The organism is Demequina lignilytica (genome assembly GCF_030418375.1).
Lineage (GTDB): Bacteria > Actinomycetota > Actinomycetes > Actinomycetales > Demequinaceae > Demequina > Demequina lignilytica.
The window spans coordinates 21,002-40,764 of sequence record NZ_JAUHPZ010000007.1; the positions used below are offsets into that span (position 1 = coordinate 21,002).

Below are 19,763 nucleotides of genomic sequence, written 5' to 3' on the forward strand. Positions count from 1 at the left end.
CACGCCTGGGGTAGTTTCGGCGGCAACCTTGACCACGGAGGTATGACACGTGCTGGCAACTCTTGACCGACGGGTGCTGCTCAGAGCAGTGCTCGTCTTCGTGATCGCGGCGGTGGGGGTCACCGCGGTCCTGACCATGGGCGGAGCGGCCGAGGCCGCCTCCACCGACCCGTCCGCCGCGGCCACGACGACCGCCGCGACCACGGGCGGGACCAACATCATCGCCCAGAACTTCCTCAACGGCATCGTCTTCGGCCTGCTGCTGGCGCTCGCCTCGGTGGGCCTGTCGCTCATCTACGGCACCACGGGCCTGAGCAACTTCGCGCACGGCGAGATGGTGACCTTCGGAGCGATGCTCACCTACTTCCTCGCCACGCAGCAGCCGGTGAGCCTGCCGCTGATCCCGGTGGAGTTCACCATCGGGCTGCCGTTCATCCCGGCGGCGCTCATCGCCGTGGCCATCGCCTCCGGACTCGGCTGGGTGCAGGACAAGGTGCTGTGGAGCCAGCTGCGCAAGCGTCGCGTGGGCATGGTGCAGCAGATGATCGTGTCGATCGGCCTCTCGCTCGCCCTGGTCAACCTGATCCAGTGGTGGATGGGCGGACGCCCGGTGCGCCTCATCCAGGCGGTCGACCCCCGCCACCAGTACGGCCCCATCCAGATCGGCAACCAGACGCTGATCTCGGTCGGCATCGCCGTCGCCGCGCTCGTCGGCGTCGCGTTCTTCCTGCAGCGCACCCGCCTCGGCCGCGCGACGCGCGCCGTGTCCGACAACCCGGCCCTCGCGTCGGCGTCCGGCATCAAGGTCGACTCGATCATCCGCATCGTCTGGATCATGGCGGCCGGTCTCGCCGCGCTCGGCGGCATCCTGCTCGCCCTGTACCAGCAGGGCATGAGCTTCGATGACGGCACGCAGCTGCTGATGATGATGTTCGCCGCGGTGACGCTGGGCGGCCTCGGCCACCCGTACGGCGCGCTCGTCGGCTCGCTCGTGATCGGAGTGGTCGCCGAGATGTCCACGGTCTGGCTGCCGCCGGACCTCAAGTTCGCGACGGCGCTGGGCATCCTGATCCTGGTCCTGCTCGTTCGTCCCCAGGGCATCCTGGGCAAGGCAGAGAGGGTCGGCTGATGGACATCCTCACCAACGTGCTCACGACGGCGATCGCGCCGTCCACGGCCGCCTTCGCGCTCGCCGCGATCGGCCTCAACTTCCACTTCGGCCTCACGGGCCTGCTCAACATGGGCCAGGCCGGCTTCATGCTGCTCGGCATGTACGGCTTCGCGATCTCGCTGTCGAACGGCCTGCCGATCTGGCTGGCGCTCATCATCGGGCTCGCCGCGGCCGCGGTCTTCGCGCTGCTGCTCGGGTGGCCGACGCTGAAGCTGCGCGGCGACTATCTGGCGATCGTCACCATCGCCGCCGCCGAGATGGTGCGCTTCCTCGGCCGCTCCCAGAGCCTCAAGGACCTGACCGGCGCCTCGTCCGGCATCCGCGGCATCGACTACAAGGAGCCGTTCGAGACCCTGTCGCCGTTCCCCGACAGCATCGTCACCATCGGCCCCATCTCGATGCACGGGTCGCGCTCGTCGTCGTGGTGGCTGACGACCGTCACCTGGGGCCTCGTGATCCTCTTCTCGCTGATCTACTGGCGGCTCTCGAAGTCGCCGTGGGGTCGCGTGCTCAAGGGTGTCCGCGAGGACGAGGACGCCGTCCGCTCGCTCGGCAAGAACGTCTACTCGTACAAGATGCAGGCGCTCGTCATCGGTGGTGTCATCGGAGCCTTCGGCGGCATCATGTGGGCGCTGGGCAACTCGGTGCAGCCGGACTCGATGGGACGTCCCACGACGTTCTGGCTGTGGACGCTGCTGCTGCTCGGCGGTGCCGCGACGGTGTTCGGTCCGATGCTCGGCTCGGTGCTCTTCTGGTCGGCGCTCACGCTGGTCAAGGGCGTCGCGGGAGCCGTCATCCCCGACACGGTGCTCTCCCCGACCGAGCTCGAGCCGTTCTCGCTCGTGCTCGTCGGCGTGACGCTGATGCTGCTCGTGATCTTCCGCCCCCAGGGCGTGCTCGGCAACAAGAAGGAGCTGGCGTTCAATGGCTGAGACGACCGCATTCGCCTCCGTGGCCCACGAGCCCGGAGCCGCCAAGCCCGACGCGATCCTGGTGGCCGACGGCGTGGTGCGCCGCTTCGGCGGCCTCACCGCCGTCAACGTGAACCACTTCGAGGTGCAGCGCAACTCGATCACCGCGCTGATCGGCCCGAACGGCGCGGGCAAGTCCACGTTCTTCAACCTCCTCACGGGCTTCGACATGGCCCAGGAGGGCGAGGGCGTGTTCAACGGCAAGCCCCTCAAGGGCATGCCGTCCGCCAAGGTGGCGCGCGCCGGCATGGTCCGCACGTTCCAGCTGACCAAGGCGCTCAGCCGCATGACGGTCATCGAGAACATGCGGCTCGGCGCTCAGGAGCAGCCGGGTGAGAACATCCTCACGGCCTTCGTCCCGCCGCTGTGGAGCGCGCGTGAGCGTCAGATCACGGAGCAGGCGCACGAGCTCCTGCACCGCTTCAAGCTCTACGAGAAGAAGGACGACTACGCGGGCTCGCTCTCGGGCGGACAGCGCAAGCTCCTCGAGATGGCACGCGCGCTCATGTCGAAGCCGACCATGGTGATGCTCGACGAGCCGATGGCGGGCGTGAACCCGGCGCTGACGGAGTCGCTCCTCGACCACATCGTCGAGCTCAAGGAGGAGGGCATGACCGTCCTCTTCGTCGAGCACGACATGCACATGGTCCGACGGATCTCCGACTGGGTGGTGGTGATGGCCGAGGGCCAGATCATCGCCGAGGGCCCGGCCGGCACCGTCATGTCCAACCAGGCGGTGCAGGACGCGTACCTGGGCGCCCACCACGACACCGACCTCTCCGAGGAGCGTGACGCATGAGCGACAACGTGATCCTTCACGCGGACAACCTGATCGCCGGCTACCTGCCGGGGATCAACATCCTCAACGGCTGCACCATGGAGGTGAAGCAGGGCGAGCTCATCGGCATCATCGGCCCCAACGGCGCCGGCAAGTCGACGTTCCTCAAGTCCCTCTTCGGCCTGGTGCCGGTGCGCGAGGGCTCCGTCACGCTGGCGGGCGAGGACATCACGAACCTGCGTGCCGACCAGCTGGTCAAGCGCGGCGTCGGCTTCGTCCCGCAGACCAACAACGTGTTCCCCACGCTCACCATCGAGGAGAACCTCGAGATGGGCGCGTACCAGGCGCACAAGAACTTCAAGAAGCAGCTGAAGAAGATCGGCGAGCTCTTCCCGGTCCTCATCGACCGCAAGAGCCAGCGCGCCGGCTCGCTCTCCGGCGGTGAGCGCCAGATGGTCGCCATGGCCCGCGCGCTCATGATGGACCCGCAGGTGCTGCTCCTCGACGAGCCCAGCGCCGGCCTCTCCCCTGCACGTCAGGACGAGACCTTCGTGCGGACCCGCGACATCAACCGCACGGGCGTCACGGTGATCATGGTCGAGCAGAACGCGCGTCGTTGCCTGCAGATCTGCGACCGCGGCTACGTCCTCGACCAGGGCACGTCCGCGTACACCGCGACCGGCCAGGAGCTGCTCAAGGACCCCAAGGTCATCGAGCTGTATCTGGGCACGCTCGGCGCGTAACCGGGCGTCCTCGACGCCTCAGGGCCCCGATCCGCGACGGCGGGTCGGGGCCCTTCGCTGTGCCCGCGCATCGTCCGTGCTGCCCACATCCCCCGCGGAATGGACGTCCGGTGCACGAGACGGGCCGCTTTCGGGCAGCCAGCGTCCATTTCGCGGAGGGGGCGGGAGGGGATGGGGTGGGGCGAGGGGCGGCCGGCTCCGACGATGCGCGGGCGCCCGCAGACGCGCTGCGGTCACCCGCGGCGCGCACATCCCCGCGGGATGGACGTCCTGTGCACGAAACGCGCCGCTTTCGGGCAGCCAGCGTCCATTTCGCGGCGGGAAGGGTCGAGATGGGGCCGCGGCGGGGAGGGTCGCGACGATGCGGGGAGGCCGGGTCCGGACGATGCGGGGAGGCCGGGTCCGGACGATGCGGGGTGGCCGGGTCCGGACGAGGACGGGTCGGCCCGCCCCGGCCCGCACACACGACGAGGCCCCCGGCGAAAGCCGGGGGCCTCGTGCGTGATGCTCAGATCGTCGGGTGCCTGTCAGGTTCAGGCCTCCGGGACCTCACCGAAGACGGTGTCGAGCAGCGAGTAGGTGTTGTCGTCGCCGTACTCGTAGACGCCGATGTAGGCGCTGGACGGGTCGTTGGCGGCGTTGAACGGGCCCACACCGGAGACCGCCACGTAGCTGATCTCCTCGCCGGCCTCGATCATCTCGACGCACTCCGCGAAGCCGGTGCACTCGGCACCGCCGGTCGCACCCGACACGGCCGCCATGTTGTCGGCGATGGTCTGGCCGTCGGTCGCGCCACCCTTCACCGCGGCGAGCGCGGTGAGCATGACGGCGTCGTAGGACTCGGCGCCGTACGCGTACTCGTCGAGCGAGCCGCCGTCGGCGACCGAGTCGAGGAGCGCACGGAAGTCGTCCGCCGGGGACGCGCCGGGCAGGGTGCCCTTCGCGCCGGTGAGCAGACCGGCCTCGAGCTCAGCCGAGTAGTCGGCCAGGTTGCCGTCCACGAAGTAGAGCTTGGAGGTGTCGAAGCCCGCCGCGGCGAGCTCGGGCACGATCAGCGCGGTCTGGTCGAACGCGATGAGCGCGATGGCCTCGGGGTTGGTCGCCAGGATCGCCTGGACGTCCGACGCGAACGACGAGGCGTTCGGGTCGAACTCCTGGCCCTCCTCGCCGTAGGTCACCGTGACGCCCTCGGCCTCGACGGTCTCCTTGACGACGTCGCGCAGCGAGGTGCCGTAGTCGTCGTTGAAGACCAGGATGCCCAGGTTGGTCACGCCGTCGGCGACGATCAGGTTGCCGAGCGCGTTGCCCTGGACGGTGTCCGGCGGAGCGGTGCGGAAGTAGAACGGCGAGTAGCCGGTCAGCGAGGTCGCGGTGTTCGCGGGCGAGACCTGGACCACGCCGGCGTTGGTGATGTCGTCGATCGCGTTCAGCGTGACCGAGGAGGACGCCGCACCGATGACCACCGAGACGCCGCCCGAGAGCAGGGCGCTGACCGAGTCGGCCGTGATGTTCGGGTTCGCGGTGTCCGAGGAGTCCTCGTGCTGGACGGTGACGTCCGCACCGAGCACGCCGCCGGCCTCGTTGATCTCCTGGATGGCGAGGTCCACACCCGCGATCTCCGGCGGGCCCAGGAAGGCGAGCGAGCCCGTGATCGGCAGCAGCGAGCCGATCTTCAGACCCTCACCCGAGGCGCTGCCGCCCGAGGTGGAGTCCGAGCTCGAGCCGCCCTCGCTCTCCGAGGTGGAGCAGGCCGCCAGCGACAGTGCCGCCACGCCGATGACTGCGGCGCCGCGGGCGATGGAGTTCCATCGTGCCATGTTGTTTCCTCCCGTGAGGCGAGGTGTTCTCGCCATTGGTCACGACGCACTGAGGAGGATCCCCAGCGCGGTAACCGTCACGGTAGCGGCAGAAAGTTACGCGATTGCGTCGTGTCCATCACGATTCTGTGACCGAACTTCGTGCAAAAGCGACAGAAGGCGCTACTTTCCGCCCATCTGGTCGATGACGGCCTCCGCGACCTCTCGCATGGTGAGACGACGGTCCATCGAGGTCTTCTGGATCCAGCGGAAGGACTCCGGCTCGTTGAGCTTCATCTTCTCCATCAGGAGGCCCTTGGCGCGCTCGACCTTCTTGCGGGTCTCCATGCGCTCGTTGATGTCCGCGATCTCCGACTCGAGGGCCCGGATCTCGACGTAGCGCGACGCCGCGATCTCGACGGCAGGCAGCAGGTCGCCCGGGGTGAAGGGCTTCACCACGTACGCCATGGCGCCCGCGTCACGGGCGCGCTCCACCAGCTCGGTCTGCGAGAACGCGGTCAGCAGCACCACGGGCGCGATGCGCTCCTTCGCGATGATCTCGGCCGCGGAGATGCCGTCCATCACGGGCATCTTCACGTCCATCACCACCACGTCGGGCTTGTGCTCGCGCGCGAGCTCCACGCCCTCCTCGCCGTTCGCGCCCTCGCCGACGACGTCGTACCCGCCCTCGCGGAGGGTCTCGACGATGTCCATGCGGATGAGCGCCTCGTCCTCGGCGACGACGGCGCGGCGGGTCCGGGTGGCGGGCTTGGCCTTCTGCTCCTCGGGAGCGACATTCTCGTCAGTCACAGGCGATAGCCTAGTGCCCCCGCCCCGGTAGCCCAACTGGCAGAGGCACGCGGCTCAAACCCGCGGTGTTGTGGGTTCGAATCCCACCCGGGGCACTCGCATCCCCCGTCGAGAGGACAGCCATGGCCCCCGCACCGCGTCACATCGCGCTGGTCGCGCACGACAACAAGAAGGCCGAGCTGGTCGAGTGGGCCTCGTACAACAAGGGCTCCCTCGCACCTCACACCCTGTACGCCACGGGCACCACCGGGACGATGCTGGAGTTCGAGACCGGGCTCAAGGTGCACCGCTTCCTCTCGGGTCCGGTGGGCGGCGACCAGCAGATCGGCGGCCGCATCGCCGAGGGCCGCATCGACATGCTCATCTTCTTCTGGGATCCGCTCGAGGCACAGCCCCACGACCCGGACGTCAAGGCGCTGCTGCGCCTGGGCGCGCTGTGGAACATCCCGATGGCATCCAACGTCGCGACCGCCGACTTCATCATCTCGTCGCCGCTCTTCTCCGACGGCTACCAGCCGGTACGGCCGGTGATCGGTCCGCGCGACTGGGAGGACTTCAAGGGCCAGCAGGACTGAGCCGGGGCGGATCCGCCAGCAGGTCGGTGGTCTCCCCCGCGACGCCGTCGACCTCCCAGCCGAGGCGCACCGCGCGCGACCGGAGATCCACCGCCAGCGTCGCCGAGTCCGACCCCGCCTGCCACGCCATGGTGAGCACCGCATCGTCGAGCGAGAAGCGGAAGGCGCCGTCGAACACCGGCATGGCCGTCCGCCAGGCGCACAGCGCCATCAGCGCACGCACCACCGGGCGCGCGAGCTCGCGCTCGACGTCGTGGGCGCCGTAGTACGCGCGGTTGATGTCGCGACCGACGCCGGTCGCGCCGAGGAGCTCGACGTCGTTGCGGCCGGCGAGCGCGCCGACGTAGTAGACCTGCGGGATCCCGGGGGTGAAGAACTGGATCGCGCGGGCCGCCAGGTAGGCCCGATCGTCGGCGCCGAGCGCGTCGTAGTACGTGCAGTTCACCTGGTACAGGTCGAGGTTCGAGGCGGCGGCACCCGTCGCGAGGCGCGAGCTCCCGCCCGAGGCCTCGTGGATGGTCTCGACCAGCGCGTCGAGCGCCGCGGGCGGGAGCAGGCCGGGCGAACCCTCGGCGGACTCGTCGGCGCCGACGTCGATCACGCCGATGCCGTCGTGGGTGTCGAGCACCGTGACGGCGTTGGCGGGGCGCACGCGGAACCACTCGACGAGGGGACCGCCGTCACCCGTGTGGAGCGCGTGCAGCACCAGCGGCGGCAGCCCGAAGTCGTACACGCGATCCACGGAGCGACCGATCTCGATCTGCCGCCGGAAGTACGAGTGGACCTCGACCAGCACCTCGACGCCGCGCGCGCGGGCGCGCTCCGTGAAGTCCGCGATGAACTCGAAGGTCGCGTCCGTCATGAAGCACGTGGTGCCCGGGGTCTTGATCGCATAGCCGACCGCGTCGAGCCGCACCATCGCCACCCCGGCCCGCGCGACCGCGTCGAGGATGCTGTCGAGGTAGGCGCGGGAGCGCGGATGGGCGACGTCGATGTCGATCTGTTGCGGCGTGAAGGTGGTCCACACGAGCCGCCGCTCCCCCGCCACCGTGATCGGGGTGAAGGGCAGCCCCGGGCGCGGCCGGTAGATGCGGGCGAGCTGCGACTCGCTCGCGCCCTCCGGGAACACCGACGACAGCGTGAGGAACATCCCGTTCGCGTCCGAGTCGCGGCCCCGCGCGCGCCAGTCGCGGAAGGCCGCGGAGTCGGCGGAGACGTGGTTGACGATGATGTCGACGATCAGGTCCCCGTCCGCACCGATCCCTGCGACGTCCTCCCAGACGCCGAGCCGCGGGTCCACGGCCGTGTGGTCGACCGGGTCGAATCCGGCGTCGGCGCCGTCGAACGGCGTGAAGAACGGCAGGATGTGCACGCCCGAGAAGGCGCGCGCCCACGGCTCGGACGTGAGCAGGCGCGCCAGGCCGGGCAGGTCCCCGGCGAGCCGGTCGGCGTAGGTGATGAGCTGCACCCCGTTGCGGACCACGATCGCCTCCTCGGGTCGCCGCGCCCCGTCGCGCCGCTCCCCTTCCACTCTAGGGCGGGGAGACGGCGAGGGGCCCGTCGGCACGCGCCGACGGGCCCCTGCGGGACGATGCGTGTCCTAGTGGCGGACCTGACCCACCTTGTGGACGAAGATCGAGTTGGTCGTGCCGGGCACGCCCACCGGGGTGCCGGAGACCACGATCACGTAGTCGCCGTCGACCGCACGACCGCTGTCCTTGAGGTACGAGTCGACCAGCGAGACCATGTCGTCGGTGTTGTACACCGGGTCCACCAGCTCGGCGTGGACGCCCCAGGACAGCGCGAGGCGCTTCTGGGTGTCCGCGTTCGGGGTGAACGCGAGCATCGGGGTGTTCGGACGCAGGCGCGACATGCGCTGCGCCGAGTCACCCGACTGGGTGAACGTGACGATGTACTTGATGTCGAGGTTCTCGGCGATCTCCGAGGCCGCGTGGGTGATCGCGCCACCGCGGGTGTGCGGGGTCGAGAGGTACGGCGCGATGCGCGAGTAGCCCTTCTCCTCCGTGTTCTTGACGATGCGGGCCATGGTCTCGACCGTGACGATCGGGAAGTCGCCCACCGAGGTCTCGCCCGACAGCATGACCGCGTCGGTGCCGTCGAGGATCGCGTTGGCACAGTCCGAGGTCTCCGCACGGGTCGGCACCGGCGAGTGCGTCATCGACTCGAGCACCTGCGTGGCGACGATCACGGGCTTCGCCTGCGAGCGGCACAGCTCGATCGCGCGCTTCTGGACGAGCGGCACCTCCTCGAGCGGGAGCTCGACGCCCAGGTCGCCGCGGGCGACCATCACGCCGTCGAAGGCATCGACGATCTCGGCGAGGTTCTCGACCGCCTGGGGCTTCTCGACCTTGGCGATGACGGGGATGGTGCGACCCTCCTCCGCCATGATGCGCGCGACGTCCTCGTAGTCCTTCGCGGAGCGCACGAACGAGAGGGCGATGAAGTCGGCGCCGAGCTTGAGACCCCAGCGCAGGTCGTCCTGGTCCTTCTCCGACAGCGCGGGGACCGAGACGGCGACGCCGGGCAGGTTGATGCCCTTGTTGTTGGACACGGGGCCCGGGACGACCACCTTGGTGACCACGTCGGTGTCGGTGACCTCGGTCACGACGAGGCGGACCTTGCCGTCGTCGATCAGCAGCGTGTCGCCGACCTTGCAGTCGCCCGGCAGGCCCTTGAACGTGGTGCCGCAGAGGTCCTTGGTGCCCGCGACGTCGCGCGTCGTGATGGTGAAGACGTCGTCGACGGCGAGCTCGTGGGGGCCGTCGGCGAACTTCTCGAGGCGGATCTTGGGGCCCTGCAGGTCGACCAGCACGGCGACGTTGCGGCCGAGCTCCTCGGCGGCCTGGCGGATGTTGCGGTAGACCTGCTCGTGCTCCTCGGCGCTGCCGTGGCTGCGGTTGATGCGGGCGACGTCCATCCCCGCACCGACGAGCTTGCGCATCTGGTCGATCGGCGCGGTGGCCGGGCCGATCGTGCAGACAATCTTCGCGTTTCGCATGTTCTCCAACCTCGGTTCAGGCGCGCAGCGCCATGGTGTGCGCCGTGACCGGCGCCGGGAGCTCGGTGCTCCCTGACAGGTACTGGTCGATCGCGGCGGCAGCCGCACGACCTTCGGCGATCGCCCAGACCACGAGCGACGCCCCGCGCCCGGCATCGCCGGCCACGAACACGCCCTCCTGGGTGGTCGCAAAGTTCTCAGCACGCTCGATCTGAGCGCGCGACGTCAACGCTACCTGGGACTGCTCCTGGAGGGTCGTGACCTCCGGCCCAGTGAAGCCCATCGCGATGAGCACCAGGTCCGCGGGGATCTCGCGCTCGGTGCCCGGGGTGGGCGTGCGCGAGCCGTCGGGGTTGTACTGGGTGACGGCGACCTTGAGCGCGCGGACGTGACCGTGCTCGTCGCCGACGAACTCGACGGTCGAGGCGAGGTAGTCACGCTCGCCGCCCTCCTCGTGGCTCGACGAGACCTCGAACAGGCGCGGGTCGGTGGGCCAGGGCATCGAGTCGGTGCGCTCCGTCGGCGGCTTCTTGCCGATCGCGAGCGTGGTGACCGTCGCCGCGCCCTGACGGAGCGCCGTGCCGATGCAGTCGGAGCCGGTGTCGCCTCCGCCGATCACGATCACGTGCTTGCCTTCGGCGTGGATCTGGTCCTCGACCTCGACGCCCGCCGCTGCCAGGTTGCCCTGGTGGAGGTACGGCATCGCGACGTGGATGCCGTCCAGGTCGCGACCGGGCAGCGGCAGCTCCCGCGGGACCGGGGCGCCCGTGGCGATCAGCACGGCGTCGTAGCGCGCGCGCAGGTCGTCCCACGTGATGTCCTTGCCGATCTCGATGCCGCTGCGGAAGCGCGTGCCCTCGCGCTCCATCTGAGCGATGCGGCGGTCGATGATGTGCTTCTCCATCTTGAAGTCCGGCACGCCGTAGCGGAGCAGGCCGCCGGGGACGTCGTCCTTCTCGTAGACGGCCACCGTGTGACCGGCGCGGGTCAGCTGCTGGGCGGCGGCGAGACCCGCGGGTCCCGATCCGACCACCGCGACGGTCTTGCCCGTGTGGCGCTGGGCGATGTGCGGCGTGACGTTGCCGTCCTCGAACGCGCGGTCGATGATCTCGACCTCGACGTTCTTGATGGTCACTGCCGGCTGGTTGATCCCGAGCACGCAGGACGTCTCGCACGGGGCCGGGCAGATGCGCCCGGTGAACTCCGGGAAGTTGTTGGTGGCGTGGAGGCGTTCGATCGCGTCGGCGTACTGGCCGCGCCACACCAGGTCGTTCCACTCGGGGATCAGGTTGCCCAGCGGGCAGCCCTGATGGCAGAACGGGATGCCGCAGTCCATGCAACGACCGGCCTGGCGCTGCAGCACCACCTGATCGCGACCGAGCTCGTCCTTCACCTCGTTCCAGTCGCGCAGGCGGACCGCCACGGGGCGGTACGGCGGGGTCTCCCGCTCACGAACCTTCAGGAATCCACGGGGGTCAGCCACCGGTCACCTCCAGGAACTCGGCCCAGGCGCCGGGGGCGCGGAGGTCCCCGCCCTTCGCCTCGAGCTCGGCCAGCGCGTCACGGACGCGCGCGTACTGTGCGGGCAGCACCCGGGTGAACCGGGCGCTCGCCGCCTCCCAGTCCGCCAGCAGCTCGCGCGCGAGCTGCGACTGGGTCTCCTCGCCGAAACGCTCGACGAGCGTGCGGACGATCACATCGTCCTCGGGATCCAGCGGGCTCAGCGTGAGCTCGCCCGCGGACAGCGCCTGGGCGTTGACCCGGCCCGGCCGCAGGTCGAGGACGTAGGCCGTGCCGCCCGACATGCCGGCGCCGAGGTTGCGGCCGGTGCGGCCGAGGATCACGGCGGTGCCGCCGGTCATGTACTCGAGGGCGTGGTCGCCCACCCCGCACACCACCGCGGTGGCGCCGGAGTTGCGGACCAGGAACCGCTCGCCGACCTGGCCGCGCAGCATGATCTCGCCGCCCGTGGCGCCGTAGCCGACCACGTTGCCGCCGATCACGTCGCGCGACTCGTCGAGCATGGACTCGCGCGCGGGGCGCACGATCACACGACCGCCCGAGAGCCCCTTGCCGACGTAGTCGTTCGCGTCGCCCTCGAGGCGCAGCGTGATGCCGCGCGGCACGAAGGCGCCGAAGGACTGGCCGGCGCTCCCGGTGAGGGTGACGTCGATGGTGCCGTCAGGAAGCCCCGCTCCCCGGTAGCGGCGGGTCACCTCGAAGCCGAGCATGGTGCCGACCGTGCGGTTGATGTTCTGGACGTCGCGGACGATGCGCACGGGCTCGCCTCGCTCGAGCGCAGGCTCGGCCGCTGCGATCAGCTCGTTGTCGAGCGCGTTCTCGAGGCCGTGCTCCTGGTGGGTCGAGTTGATCAGGGCGGCCCCCGCCGCGGGGCGCGCGAGCACCGGCGCCAGGTCGAGACCGGCGGCCTTCCAGTGGTCGATCGCCCGACGGGTCTCCAAGGCCTCCACGTGGCCGACCGCCTCGGCGATCGAGCGGAAGCCCAGCGCGGCGAGGTGCTCCCGCACCTGCTCGGCGATGAACTCGAAGAACGTCTCGACGAACTCGGGCCTGCCGGAGAAGCGCGACCGCAGCTCGGGGTTCTGGGTCGCGACGCCCACCGGGCAGGTGTCGAGGTGACAGACCCGCATCATGATGCAGCCCGACACCACCAGCGGCGCGGTAGCGAAGCCGAACTCCTCCGCACCCAGCAGCGCGGCCACGACCACGTCGCGTCCCGTCTTGAGCTGGCCGTCGACCTGCACGACGATCCGGTCGCGCAGGTCGTTGAGCACCAGGGTCTGCTGGGTCTCGGCCAGGCCGATCTCCCACGAGGTGCCCGCGTGCTTGAGCGAGTTCAGCGGGCTCGCGCCGGTGCCGCCGTCGTGGCCCGAGATGAGCACCACGTCCGACTTGCACTTCGCCACGCCCGCGGCGATGGTGCCGACGCCGACCTCCGACACCAGCTTGGTGTGGATGCGCGCCCGCGGGTTGGCGTTCTTCGCGTCGTGGATCAGCTGCTTGAGGTCCTCGATGGAGTAGATGTCGTGGTGCGGGGGCGGCGAGATGAGGCCGACGCCCGGGGTCGAGTGCCGGGTCTCGGCGACCCAGGGGTACACCTTGTTCCCCGGCAGCTGGCCGCCCTCGCCCGGCTTCGCGCCCTGGGCGAGCTTGATCTGGATGTCGTCGGCGTTCACCAGGTACTCGCTGGTCACGCCGAAGCGGCCCGAGGCGATCTGCTTGATCGCGCTGCGGCGCTCAGGGTCGTAGAGACGGTCGACGGACTCGCCGCCCTCGCCGGTGTTCGACTTGCCGCCGATGCGGTTCATCGCCACCGCGAGCGTCTCGTGCGCCTCCTGCGAGATGGAGCCGTAGGACATCGCGCCCGTGTTGAACCGCTTGACGATCTCGCTGACCGGCTCGACCTCCTCGAGCGGCACGCTCGGACGGTCGGAGGAGAACTCGAGCAGCCCCCGCAGGGTCATCAGCCGCTCGGCCTGGCCGTCCACGCGATCCGTGTACTCCCGGAACAGGTCGTAGCGGCGGGTGCGCGTGGAGTGCTGGAGCTTGAAGACCGTCTCAGGGTCGAAGAGGTGCTCCTCCCCGTCGCGGCGCCACTGGTACTCGCCGCCGGTACGGAGCCGGCTGTGGGGCGGCAGCTCGCCGGACGCCGGGTAGGCGTCGGCGTGACGCGCCTCGACCTCGGCCGCGATCACGTCGAGGCCGACGCCGTCGATCTGGCTCGGCGTGCCCGCGAAGTGCAGGTCGACGAGCTCCTTCGACAGGCCCATCGCCTCGAAGACCTGCGCGCCGCGGTAGGACGCCATCGTGGAGATGCCCATCTTGGACATGATCTTGAGCACGCCCTTGCCGAGCGCCTTGATGAGGTTCGCGGTCGCCTTCTGAGCCGTGACCTCGCCGAGGTACCCGCGCTTGGCGAGGTCCTCGACCGTCTCCATCGCGAGGTAGGGGTTCACGCATCCCGCGCCGTAGCCGATCAGGAGCGCGACGTGGTGCACCTCGCGCACGTCGCCGGCCTCGATGACCATCGACAGCTGCGTGCGGCGGTGGGTGCGCACCAGGTAGTGGTGCACGGCCGACGTGAGCAGCAGCGACGGGATGGGAGCCAGGTCGGGGTTGCCGTCGCGGTCGGACAGGACCAGGAAGGACACGCCGTCCTCGATCGCCTCGTCCACCTCGCGGAAGATCTCCTGCAGGCGGGCCTCGAGCGCCTCTGCACCGCCGTTCACGCGGTACAGGCCGCGGACCTTGCGGGACGAGAAGACGCCGCGGCGCTTGGGGTCGCGATCGATGTGGAGGATCTTCGCCAGCTCGTCGTTGTCGATCACCGGGAAGTCGATGATGATCTTCCGCGCGTGCTCGGGGGTCGCCTCGAGCAGGTTCGGCTCGGGGCCGAGCGCGCCGCCGGTGGCGGTGACGACCTCCTCGCGGATCGAGTCGAGCGGCGGGTTGGTCACCTGCGCGAACATCTGCACGAAGTAGTCGAACAGCAGGCGCGGGCGCTGCGACAGGACGGCGATCGGAGTGTCGGAGCCCATCGCGCCGATCGGCTCGAGGCCCTCCCGCGCCATGGGCGCGAGCAGGATCTTGAGCTCCTCCTCGGTGTAGCCGAATGCGCGCTGGCGGCGCTGGACCGACCGGGCCGAGTGCACGATGTGCTCGCGGTCCGGCACCTCGGACAGGCGGATCGCGTTGTCGGAGACCCACTGCTCGTACGGGTGCTCGGAGGCGAGCGCCGACTTGATCTCCTCGTCCTCGACGATCCGCCCGGCGCCGGTGTCCACCAGCAGCATGCGGCCCGGCTGCAGGCGGCCCTTGCGCACCACCTTCGCGGGGTCGATGTCGAGCAGGCCGGCCTCGGAGCCGCAGACGACCAGGCCGTCGTCCGTCACCCAGAAGCGGCCCGGGCGCAGGCCGTTGCGGTCGAGCGTCGCGCCGATCACCGTGCCGTCGGTGAAGTGGAGCGCGGCGGGGCCGTCCCACGGCTCCATGAGCGCGGAGTGGTACTCGTAGAAGGCGCGGCGGGCAGGGTCCATCTCGGCGTTGTTCTGCCACGCCTCCGGGATCATCATCAGCAGCGCGTGGTGGATCGGGCGTCCGCCCAGGTGGAGCAGCTCCAGCACCTCGTCGAAGGACGCGGTGTCCGACGCCGACGGCGTGCACACGGGCATGAGCGGCGCGAGGTCGCCGAGCAGCTCGGACTGGAGCATGCCCTCACGGGCCGCCATCCAGTTCCGGTTGCCCCGGACGGTGTTGATCTCACCGTTGTGGGCGATGCCGCGCAGCGGCTGCGCGAGCGGCCACGACGGGAACGTGTTGGTGGAGAAGCGGGAGTGCACCAGCGCGAGCTCGGACTCGAACAGCGGGTGCGTCACGTCCGGGAACACCTGCTCGAGCTGGTAGGTCGTGAGCATGCCCTTGTACGTCAGGGTGCGCGACGACAGGGAGGCGAAGAAGGGTCCGCCCTGGCCCTCGGCGCGCTTGCGGACGCGGTAGGCGCGGCGGTCCAGGACGATGCCGGACGCGCCCTCGGCGGCCAGGAACACCTGCCGGAAGGTAGGCATCGCGGCACGCGCGGACGGCCCCAGCGGCTCGGGGTCGACGGGCACGTCGCGCCAGCCGAGCACGGTGACGCCCTCGATGCGCGCGGCGTCCTCGAACGCCGCGACCTCCGCGTCCTCCGCTCCCGGCGTGAGGAACGCGATGCCGACGGCGTACTCGCCCGCCGCGGGCAGCTCGACGTCCGTCACCTCGCGCAGGAAGGCGTCGGGCACCTGGGTGAGGATGCCCGCGCCGTCGCCGGTCTCCGTCTCCGCGCCCACCGCGCCGCGGTGCTCCAGGTTCTTCAGGGCGGTCAGGCCCGCATCGACGATGTCCCGTCCCGCCGTGCCACGCAGGGTCGCCACGAAGGCGACGCCGCACGCGTCGTGCTCGTAGGCGGGGTTGTAGAGCCCGCCGCCGGGCTGGGGAGCGCCAAGATGCGCGACCATCACACCGTCCTTAGCCGTCCCCTGCGAAGGGGACATGGTTGGGATTTCGGGGCGCCGTCGACCCGGGGATTCACACGGATGTTCAGCCTACCGCGAAGGCGCGGCGGCTCGGAATCCCCGGCTCAGGGGCGCGGGACACCGTCGTCGGGGGTGTCGACGTCGGACTGCGGCTCGGTGCCGGGCGGCTGCGACCCGGGGGTGGGGGACGCTGCGGCCAGCTGCGACCGGTCGGGTCGCACGGTGGCTCTGCGCTGCCTGGCCCCCAGGATAGTGAACATCGCGACGGCCACGGACAGCACCACGATCGACACCCACTCGTTGATGCGCAGGCCGCCGATCATCACCGCGTCGTCGATCCGCACGCCCTCGATCCAGAGCCTGCCGGACACGTACACGATCACGTAGAGCCAGAACACACGTCCGCCACGGAGGTCGAGGCGGCGGTCGAGGTAGATGATGAGCAGGGCGCCGGCCACGTTCCATAGCAGCTCGTACAGGAACGTCGGATGGAACGTGGCGAACTGCTCGTAGCCCTCGGGCCGGAACACGGGGTCGATCTCGAGGGCCCACGGCAGGTCCGTGGGACCGCCGAAGAGCTCCTGGTTGAAGTAGTTGCCCATGCGGCCGATCGCCTGGGCGAGCAGCACGCCCGGCGCGGCGGCGTCGAGGAACGTGACGAAGCTGACGCGGGCGCGGCGTGCGCCGATCCACGCGCCCACGGCGCCGAGCGCGACGGCACCCCAGATGCCGAGACCGCCCTCCCAGATCTTGAAGGCGTTCCACGGGTTGCCACCCTCGCCGAAGTAGGCCGCCGGCGAGCTGATCACGTGGTAGATCCGGCCGCCCAGGATCCCGAACGGGATCGCCCAGAACGCGACGTCGCCGACCTTCTCGGGGTCTCCGCCGCGCGCGACCCACCGACGCGTGGTGAGCCACAGCGCCACGAGGATGCCCAGCAGGATCCACAGCGCGTAGGCGTGGATGGTGAGGGGCCCGATCGAGAAGGAGCTCCACTCGATCGGGGGGCTCGGGATGGAGGTCGTCATCGGCCCGTCCTCACGCCGTCGGCCAGCTCGGACACCTTCGCGCGGAGCCGCTCGAGGTCGCCGTCGTCGCCGAGAGCGCGGACGAAGGCCGTCCCGACGATCACCCCGTCGGCGTACCGCCCCACCTCCGCGGCCTGCGCGCCGGTCGACACGCCGACGCCGATGCAGACCCGCTCCGCGCCCGCCGCACGCGCCTCCGCGACCACCCGGGGAGCGGCGTCGCCGACCGAGGCCCGCTCGCCGGTGACGCCCATCAGCGGGGTCGCGTACACGAAGCCTCGCGACGCTCCGCAGGTCAGGTGCATGCGCTCCCTGGTGGTCGACGGAGCGACCAGGAAGATGGTGTCGACATCCGCCGCGCGGGCCGCGTCGACCCACTCGGGCGCGGCGTCCGGGGTCAGGTCAGGAGTGATGACGCCTGCTCCCCCGGCCTCCGACAGGTCGGCGGCGAACCGCTCCCAGCCCCGCTGCAGCATGAGGTTCGCGTAGCTCATCACCACCGGCACCGCGCCCGCGTCGGCGACCGCGCGCACCGCGGTGAACGCATCGTCGACGCGCACGCCGCCCTCGAGCGCCTTGGCCGCGGCGTGCTGGATCATCGGACCGTCGAGCACCGGGTCGGAGTAGGGCGGGCCGACCTCGACCACGTCGCATCCCGCCTCGACCAGCACCCGCATCGCCGCGAGCGACGTCTCAAGGTCGGGGTAGCCCACGGGGAGGTAGCCGACGAGCGCGGCTCGTCCCTCGGCCCGGCATGCGTCGAGCCGATCGGTGAGCGCGCTCATCCATCCCCCTCCGGAAGCATGTCGAACCAGCGCGCGGCCTGCTCGACGTCCTTGTCGCCCCGCCCCGAGAGCGTGACGAGCAGCGTGGCGTCCGGCCCGAGCTCGCGGCCGAGCCGGATGGCCCCGGCGAGCGCGTGGGCGGACTCGATCGCGGGCAGGATGCCCTCGGTGCGGGTGAGGAGGCGGAACGCCTCCATCGCGTCGGCATCGGTCACGGGCCAGTACTCGGCGCGGCCGATGTCCGCGAGCCAGGTGTGCTGCGGGCCCACGCCCGGGTAGTCGAGGCCCGCAGAGATCGAGTGGGACGGCAGCGTCTGGCCGTCGTCGTCCTGCAGGATGAAGGACCGCGAGCCGTGCAGGATCCCGGGCCGACCTCCGGTGAGCGTCGCCGCGTGACGGCCGGTCTCGACGCCGTCCCCCGCCGCCTCGCAGCCGATGAGCCGCACGTCGCGGTCATCGAGGAAGGCGTCGAAGGAGCCGATCGCGTTCGAGCCGCCACCGACGCAGGCGAGGACCGCGTCGGGCAGCCCGCCGAGCTCGAGCATCTGCGCGCGCGCCTCGACCGAGATCACACGCTGGAAGTCGCGCACCATCGCGGGGAACGGGTGGGGACCGGCCGCGGTGCCGAACACGTAGTTGGTGGTCTCGACGTTGGTGACCCAGTCCCGGAAGGCCTCGTTGATGGCGTCGCGGAGGGTGCGGGTGCCGGTCGCGACGGGGATCACCTCGGCTCCGAGCAGCCGCATGCGGGCGACGTTGAGCGCCTGACGCTCGGTGTCCTCCTCGCCCATGTAGATGACGCAGTCGAGATCCATGAGCGCGGCGGCGGTCGCGGTCGCGACGCCGTGCTGGCCCGCGCCGGTCTCCGCGATCACGCGGGTCTTCCCGAGGCGCTTGGTGAGCAGCGCCTGGCCGAGCACGTTGTTGATCTTGTGCGAGCCGGTGTGGTTGAGGTCCTCGCGCTTGAGGAACACCCGGGCGCCGCCCGCGTGCGCCGCGAAGCGGGGCACCTCGGTGACGATGCTGGGGCGTCCCGTGTAGTCGCGGGCGAGCCGCTCGAGCTCGCCGGTGAACTCGGGGTCGATGCGCGCCTTGTCGTAGGCGTCCGTGAGCTCGTCGAGCGCGGCCATCAGCGCCTCGGGGACGAACCTTCCGCCGAACGCGCCGAAGAACGGCCCCGGGGCCTCCTGGAGCGAGGCCGTCACGGGCGGACCGACCGGAGGGCCGGGTGGGCGCCGGCGGCGACCATCTCCGCCACGGTGGTCCGGGGGTCGCGGTCCTTCACCAGCGCCTCGCCGACGAGCACCGCATCGGCTCCCATGCGGGCGTACTCGACCACGTCGTGGCTGTCGCGGATGCCGGACTCGGCGACGCGCAGCACGCCGTCGGGGATGTGCGGGGCGACGCGGCCGAACGTGGTGCGGTCCACCTCGAGCGTGCGCAGGTTGCGGGCGTTGACGCCGATCACGCGCGCGCCGGCGTCGGCCGCGCGCTTGACCTCCTCGACATCATGCACCTCGACCAGGGCGGTCATGCCCAGCGAGTGCACGCGCTCGATGAGGCTCTCCAGCGCGAGCTGGTCGAGCGCCGCCACGATCAGCAGCACCACGTCCGCGCCGTGGGCGCGGGCCTCCCAGACCTGGTAGGGCGTGACGATGAAGTCCTTGCGCAGGATCGGGATGTCGACCTTCGCGCGCACCGCGTCCAGGTCGGACAGCGAGCCGCCGAAGCGACGCTGCTCGGTCAGCACCGAGATGACCGACGCGCCGCCGGCCTCGTACTCCGTCGCGAGCAGCGCCGGGTCGGCGATGTCTGCGAGCTCGCCCTTCGACGGGCTGGAGCGCTTGACCTCGGCGATGATCGCGACCTCGTCGCGCGCCAGGATCTGGCGCGCGTCGATCGCGCCGGGCAGTCGCGCGGCGCGCTCCTTGAGCGCGTCCATGGACGTCAGCTCCTGACGGACGGAGAGGTCCTCCAGGACCCCTGCGACGATGCTGTCAAGAACGCTCATGCCACCCTCTCCCATGCGCCCATCGTAGCGCCGGGGAACGGACCTTC

15 protein-coding genes and 1 tRNA gene are annotated in these 19,763 nt (G+C 70.5%); 6 read left to right on the plus strand and 10 right to left on the minus strand.

Going from position 1 to position 19,763, the window contains the following annotated elements; translation table 11 throughout:
* The first annotated feature begins 49 nt into the window (after positions 1-49).
* From QQX13_RS10290 to QQX13_RS10305, 4 genes are read left to right on the plus strand one after another with little or no spacing between them, the layout of a single operon-like run.
* A complete protein-coding gene (locus QQX13_RS10290) occupies positions 50-1,129 on the plus strand; it encodes a branched-chain amino acid ABC transporter permease (protein WP_301121491.1) in 1,080 nt (359 codons plus the stop codon).
* A complete protein-coding gene (locus QQX13_RS10295; RefSeq protein ID WP_301121493.1) occupies positions 1,129-2,103 on the plus strand; it encodes a branched-chain amino acid ABC transporter permease in 975 nt (324 codons plus the stop codon). Before QQX13_RS10290 ends, QQX13_RS10295 begins: the two co-directional genes overlap by 1 nt.
* The gene (locus tag QQX13_RS10300) at positions 2,096-2,941 is read left to right on the plus strand and encodes an ABC transporter ATP-binding protein (protein ID WP_301121495.1); all 846 of its coding nucleotides are present in this window, start codon (positions 2,096-2,098) and stop codon (positions 2,939-2,941) included. The genes QQX13_RS10295 and QQX13_RS10300 overlap by 8 nt, the downstream gene beginning before the upstream one ends.
* Positions 2,938-3,663, plus strand: coding sequence for an ABC transporter ATP-binding protein (locus QQX13_RS10305; protein WP_301121497.1), 726 nt, complete (start codon positions 2,938-2,940; stop codon positions 3,661-3,663). The genes QQX13_RS10300 and QQX13_RS10305 overlap by 4 nt, the downstream gene beginning before the upstream one ends.
* A gap of 533 nt (positions 3,664-4,196) precedes the next feature.
* Here QQX13_RS10305 and QQX13_RS10310 read toward each other — a convergent pair.
* Positions 4,197-5,480 carry an ABC transporter substrate-binding protein gene (locus QQX13_RS10310; RefSeq protein ID WP_301121504.1) on the minus strand — a complete coding sequence of 428 codons (1,284 nt, stop codon included), beginning with the start codon at positions 5,478-5,480 and terminating at the stop codon, positions 4,197-4,199.
* A gap of 162 nt (positions 5,481-5,642) precedes the next feature.
* Positions 5,643-6,269 (minus strand): ANTAR domain-containing response regulator, encoded by a 627-nt coding sequence (locus QQX13_RS10315; RefSeq protein WP_301121506.1) that lies wholly within the window; start codon positions 6,267-6,269, stop codon positions 5,643-5,645.
* 21 nt (positions 6,270-6,290) lie between these two features.
* Between QQX13_RS10315 and QQX13_RS10320 the strand changes: the two genes are divergently transcribed.
* A tRNA-Leu gene (locus QQX13_RS10320) sits at positions 6,291-6,364 on the plus strand.
* A gap of 27 nt (positions 6,365-6,391) precedes the next feature.
* Complete coding sequence (locus tag QQX13_RS10325) at positions 6,392-6,844, plus strand: methylglyoxal synthase (RefSeq protein ID WP_301121508.1); 453 nt, start codon at positions 6,392-6,394, stop codon at positions 6,842-6,844.
* Here QQX13_RS10325 and gtfA read toward each other — a convergent pair.
* From gtfA to trpC, 8 genes are all read right to left on the minus strand, one after another.
* The gene (gene gtfA, locus QQX13_RS10330) at positions 6,825-8,327 is read right to left on the minus strand and encodes a sucrose phosphorylase (protein ID WP_301153349.1); all 1,503 of its coding nucleotides are present in this window, start codon (positions 8,325-8,327) and stop codon (positions 6,825-6,827) included. The genes QQX13_RS10325 and gtfA overlap by 20 nt on opposite strands.
* Before the next feature lie 117 nt (positions 8,328-8,444).
* Positions 8,445-9,863: a pyruvate kinase gene (pyk, locus tag QQX13_RS10335; protein WP_301121514.1), complete on the minus strand. Its 1,419-nt coding sequence runs from the start codon at positions 9,861-9,863 to the stop codon at positions 8,445-8,447.
* A gap of 16 nt (positions 9,864-9,879) precedes the next feature.
* Positions 9,880-11,346 (minus strand): glutamate synthase subunit beta, encoded by a 1,467-nt coding sequence (locus QQX13_RS10340; RefSeq protein WP_301153350.1) that lies wholly within the window; start codon positions 11,344-11,346, stop codon positions 9,880-9,882.
* Positions 11,339-15,874: a glutamate synthase large subunit gene (gltB, locus tag QQX13_RS10345; protein ID WP_301121518.1), complete on the minus strand. Its 4,536-nt coding sequence runs from the start codon at positions 15,872-15,874 to the stop codon at positions 11,339-11,341. The genes QQX13_RS10340 and gltB overlap by 8 nt, the downstream gene beginning before the upstream one ends.
* A 122-nt stretch (positions 15,875-15,996) precedes the next feature.
* Complete coding sequence (lgt, locus tag QQX13_RS10350; RefSeq protein ID WP_301121520.1) at positions 15,997-16,920, minus strand: prolipoprotein diacylglyceryl transferase; 924 nt, start codon at positions 16,918-16,920, stop codon at positions 15,997-15,999.
* Positions 16,917-17,705 carry a tryptophan synthase subunit alpha gene (trpA, locus tag QQX13_RS10355; RefSeq protein WP_301121522.1) on the minus strand — a complete coding sequence of 263 codons (789 nt, stop codon included), beginning with the start codon at positions 17,703-17,705 and terminating at the stop codon, positions 16,917-16,919. Before trpA ends, lgt begins: the two co-directional genes overlap by 4 nt.
* On the minus strand, positions 17,702-18,910 hold the full coding sequence (gene trpB, locus QQX13_RS10360) for a tryptophan synthase subunit beta (RefSeq protein WP_301153351.1): 1,209 nt from the start codon (positions 18,908-18,910) through the stop codon (positions 17,702-17,704). Before trpB ends, trpA begins: the two co-directional genes overlap by 4 nt.
* Positions 18,907-19,716 carry an indole-3-glycerol phosphate synthase TrpC gene (trpC, locus tag QQX13_RS10365; protein WP_301121526.1) on the minus strand — a complete coding sequence of 270 codons (810 nt, stop codon included), beginning with the start codon at positions 19,714-19,716 and terminating at the stop codon, positions 18,907-18,909. Before trpC ends, trpB begins: the two co-directional genes overlap by 4 nt.
* Positions 19,717-19,763 lie beyond the last annotated feature (47 nt).

Excerpts from the sequence above, each read along its gene's own strand:
- QQX13_RS10295 (WP_301121493.1), top strand. The coding sequence starts at position 1,129 with ATGGACATCCTCACCAACGTGCTCACGACGGCGATCGCGCCGTCCACG.
- QQX13_RS10300 (WP_301121495.1), top strand. The coding sequence starts at position 2,096 with ATGGCTGAGACGACCGCATTCGCCTCCGTGGCCCACGAGCCCGGAGCC.
- QQX13_RS10305 (WP_301121497.1), top strand. The coding sequence starts at position 2,938 with ATGAGCGACAACGTGATCCTTCACGCGGACAACCTGATCGCCGGCTAC.
- QQX13_RS10310 (WP_301121504.1), bottom strand. The coding sequence starts at position 5,480 with ATGGCACGATGGAACTCCATCGCCCGCGGCGCCGCAGTCATCGGCGTG.
- QQX13_RS10325 (WP_301121508.1), top strand. The coding sequence starts at position 6,392 with ATGGCCCCCGCACCGCGTCACATCGCGCTGGTCGCGCACGACAACAAG.
- pyk (WP_301121514.1), bottom strand. The coding sequence starts at position 9,863 with ATGCGAAACGCGAAGATTGTCTGCACGATCGGCCCGGCCACCGCGCCG.
- gltB (WP_301121518.1), bottom strand. The coding sequence starts at position 15,874 with ATGGTCGCGCATCTTGGCGCTCCCCAGCCCGGCGGCGGGCTCTACAAC.
- lgt (WP_301121520.1), bottom strand. The coding sequence starts at position 16,920 with ATGACGACCTCCATCCCGAGCCCCCCGATCGAGTGGAGCTCCTTCTCG.
- trpA (WP_301121522.1), bottom strand. The coding sequence starts at position 17,705 with ATGAGCGCGCTCACCGATCGGCTCGACGCATGCCGGGCCGAGGGACGA.
- trpC (WP_301121526.1), bottom strand. The coding sequence starts at position 19,716 with ATGAGCGTTCTTGACAGCATCGTCGCAGGGGTCCTGGAGGACCTCTCC.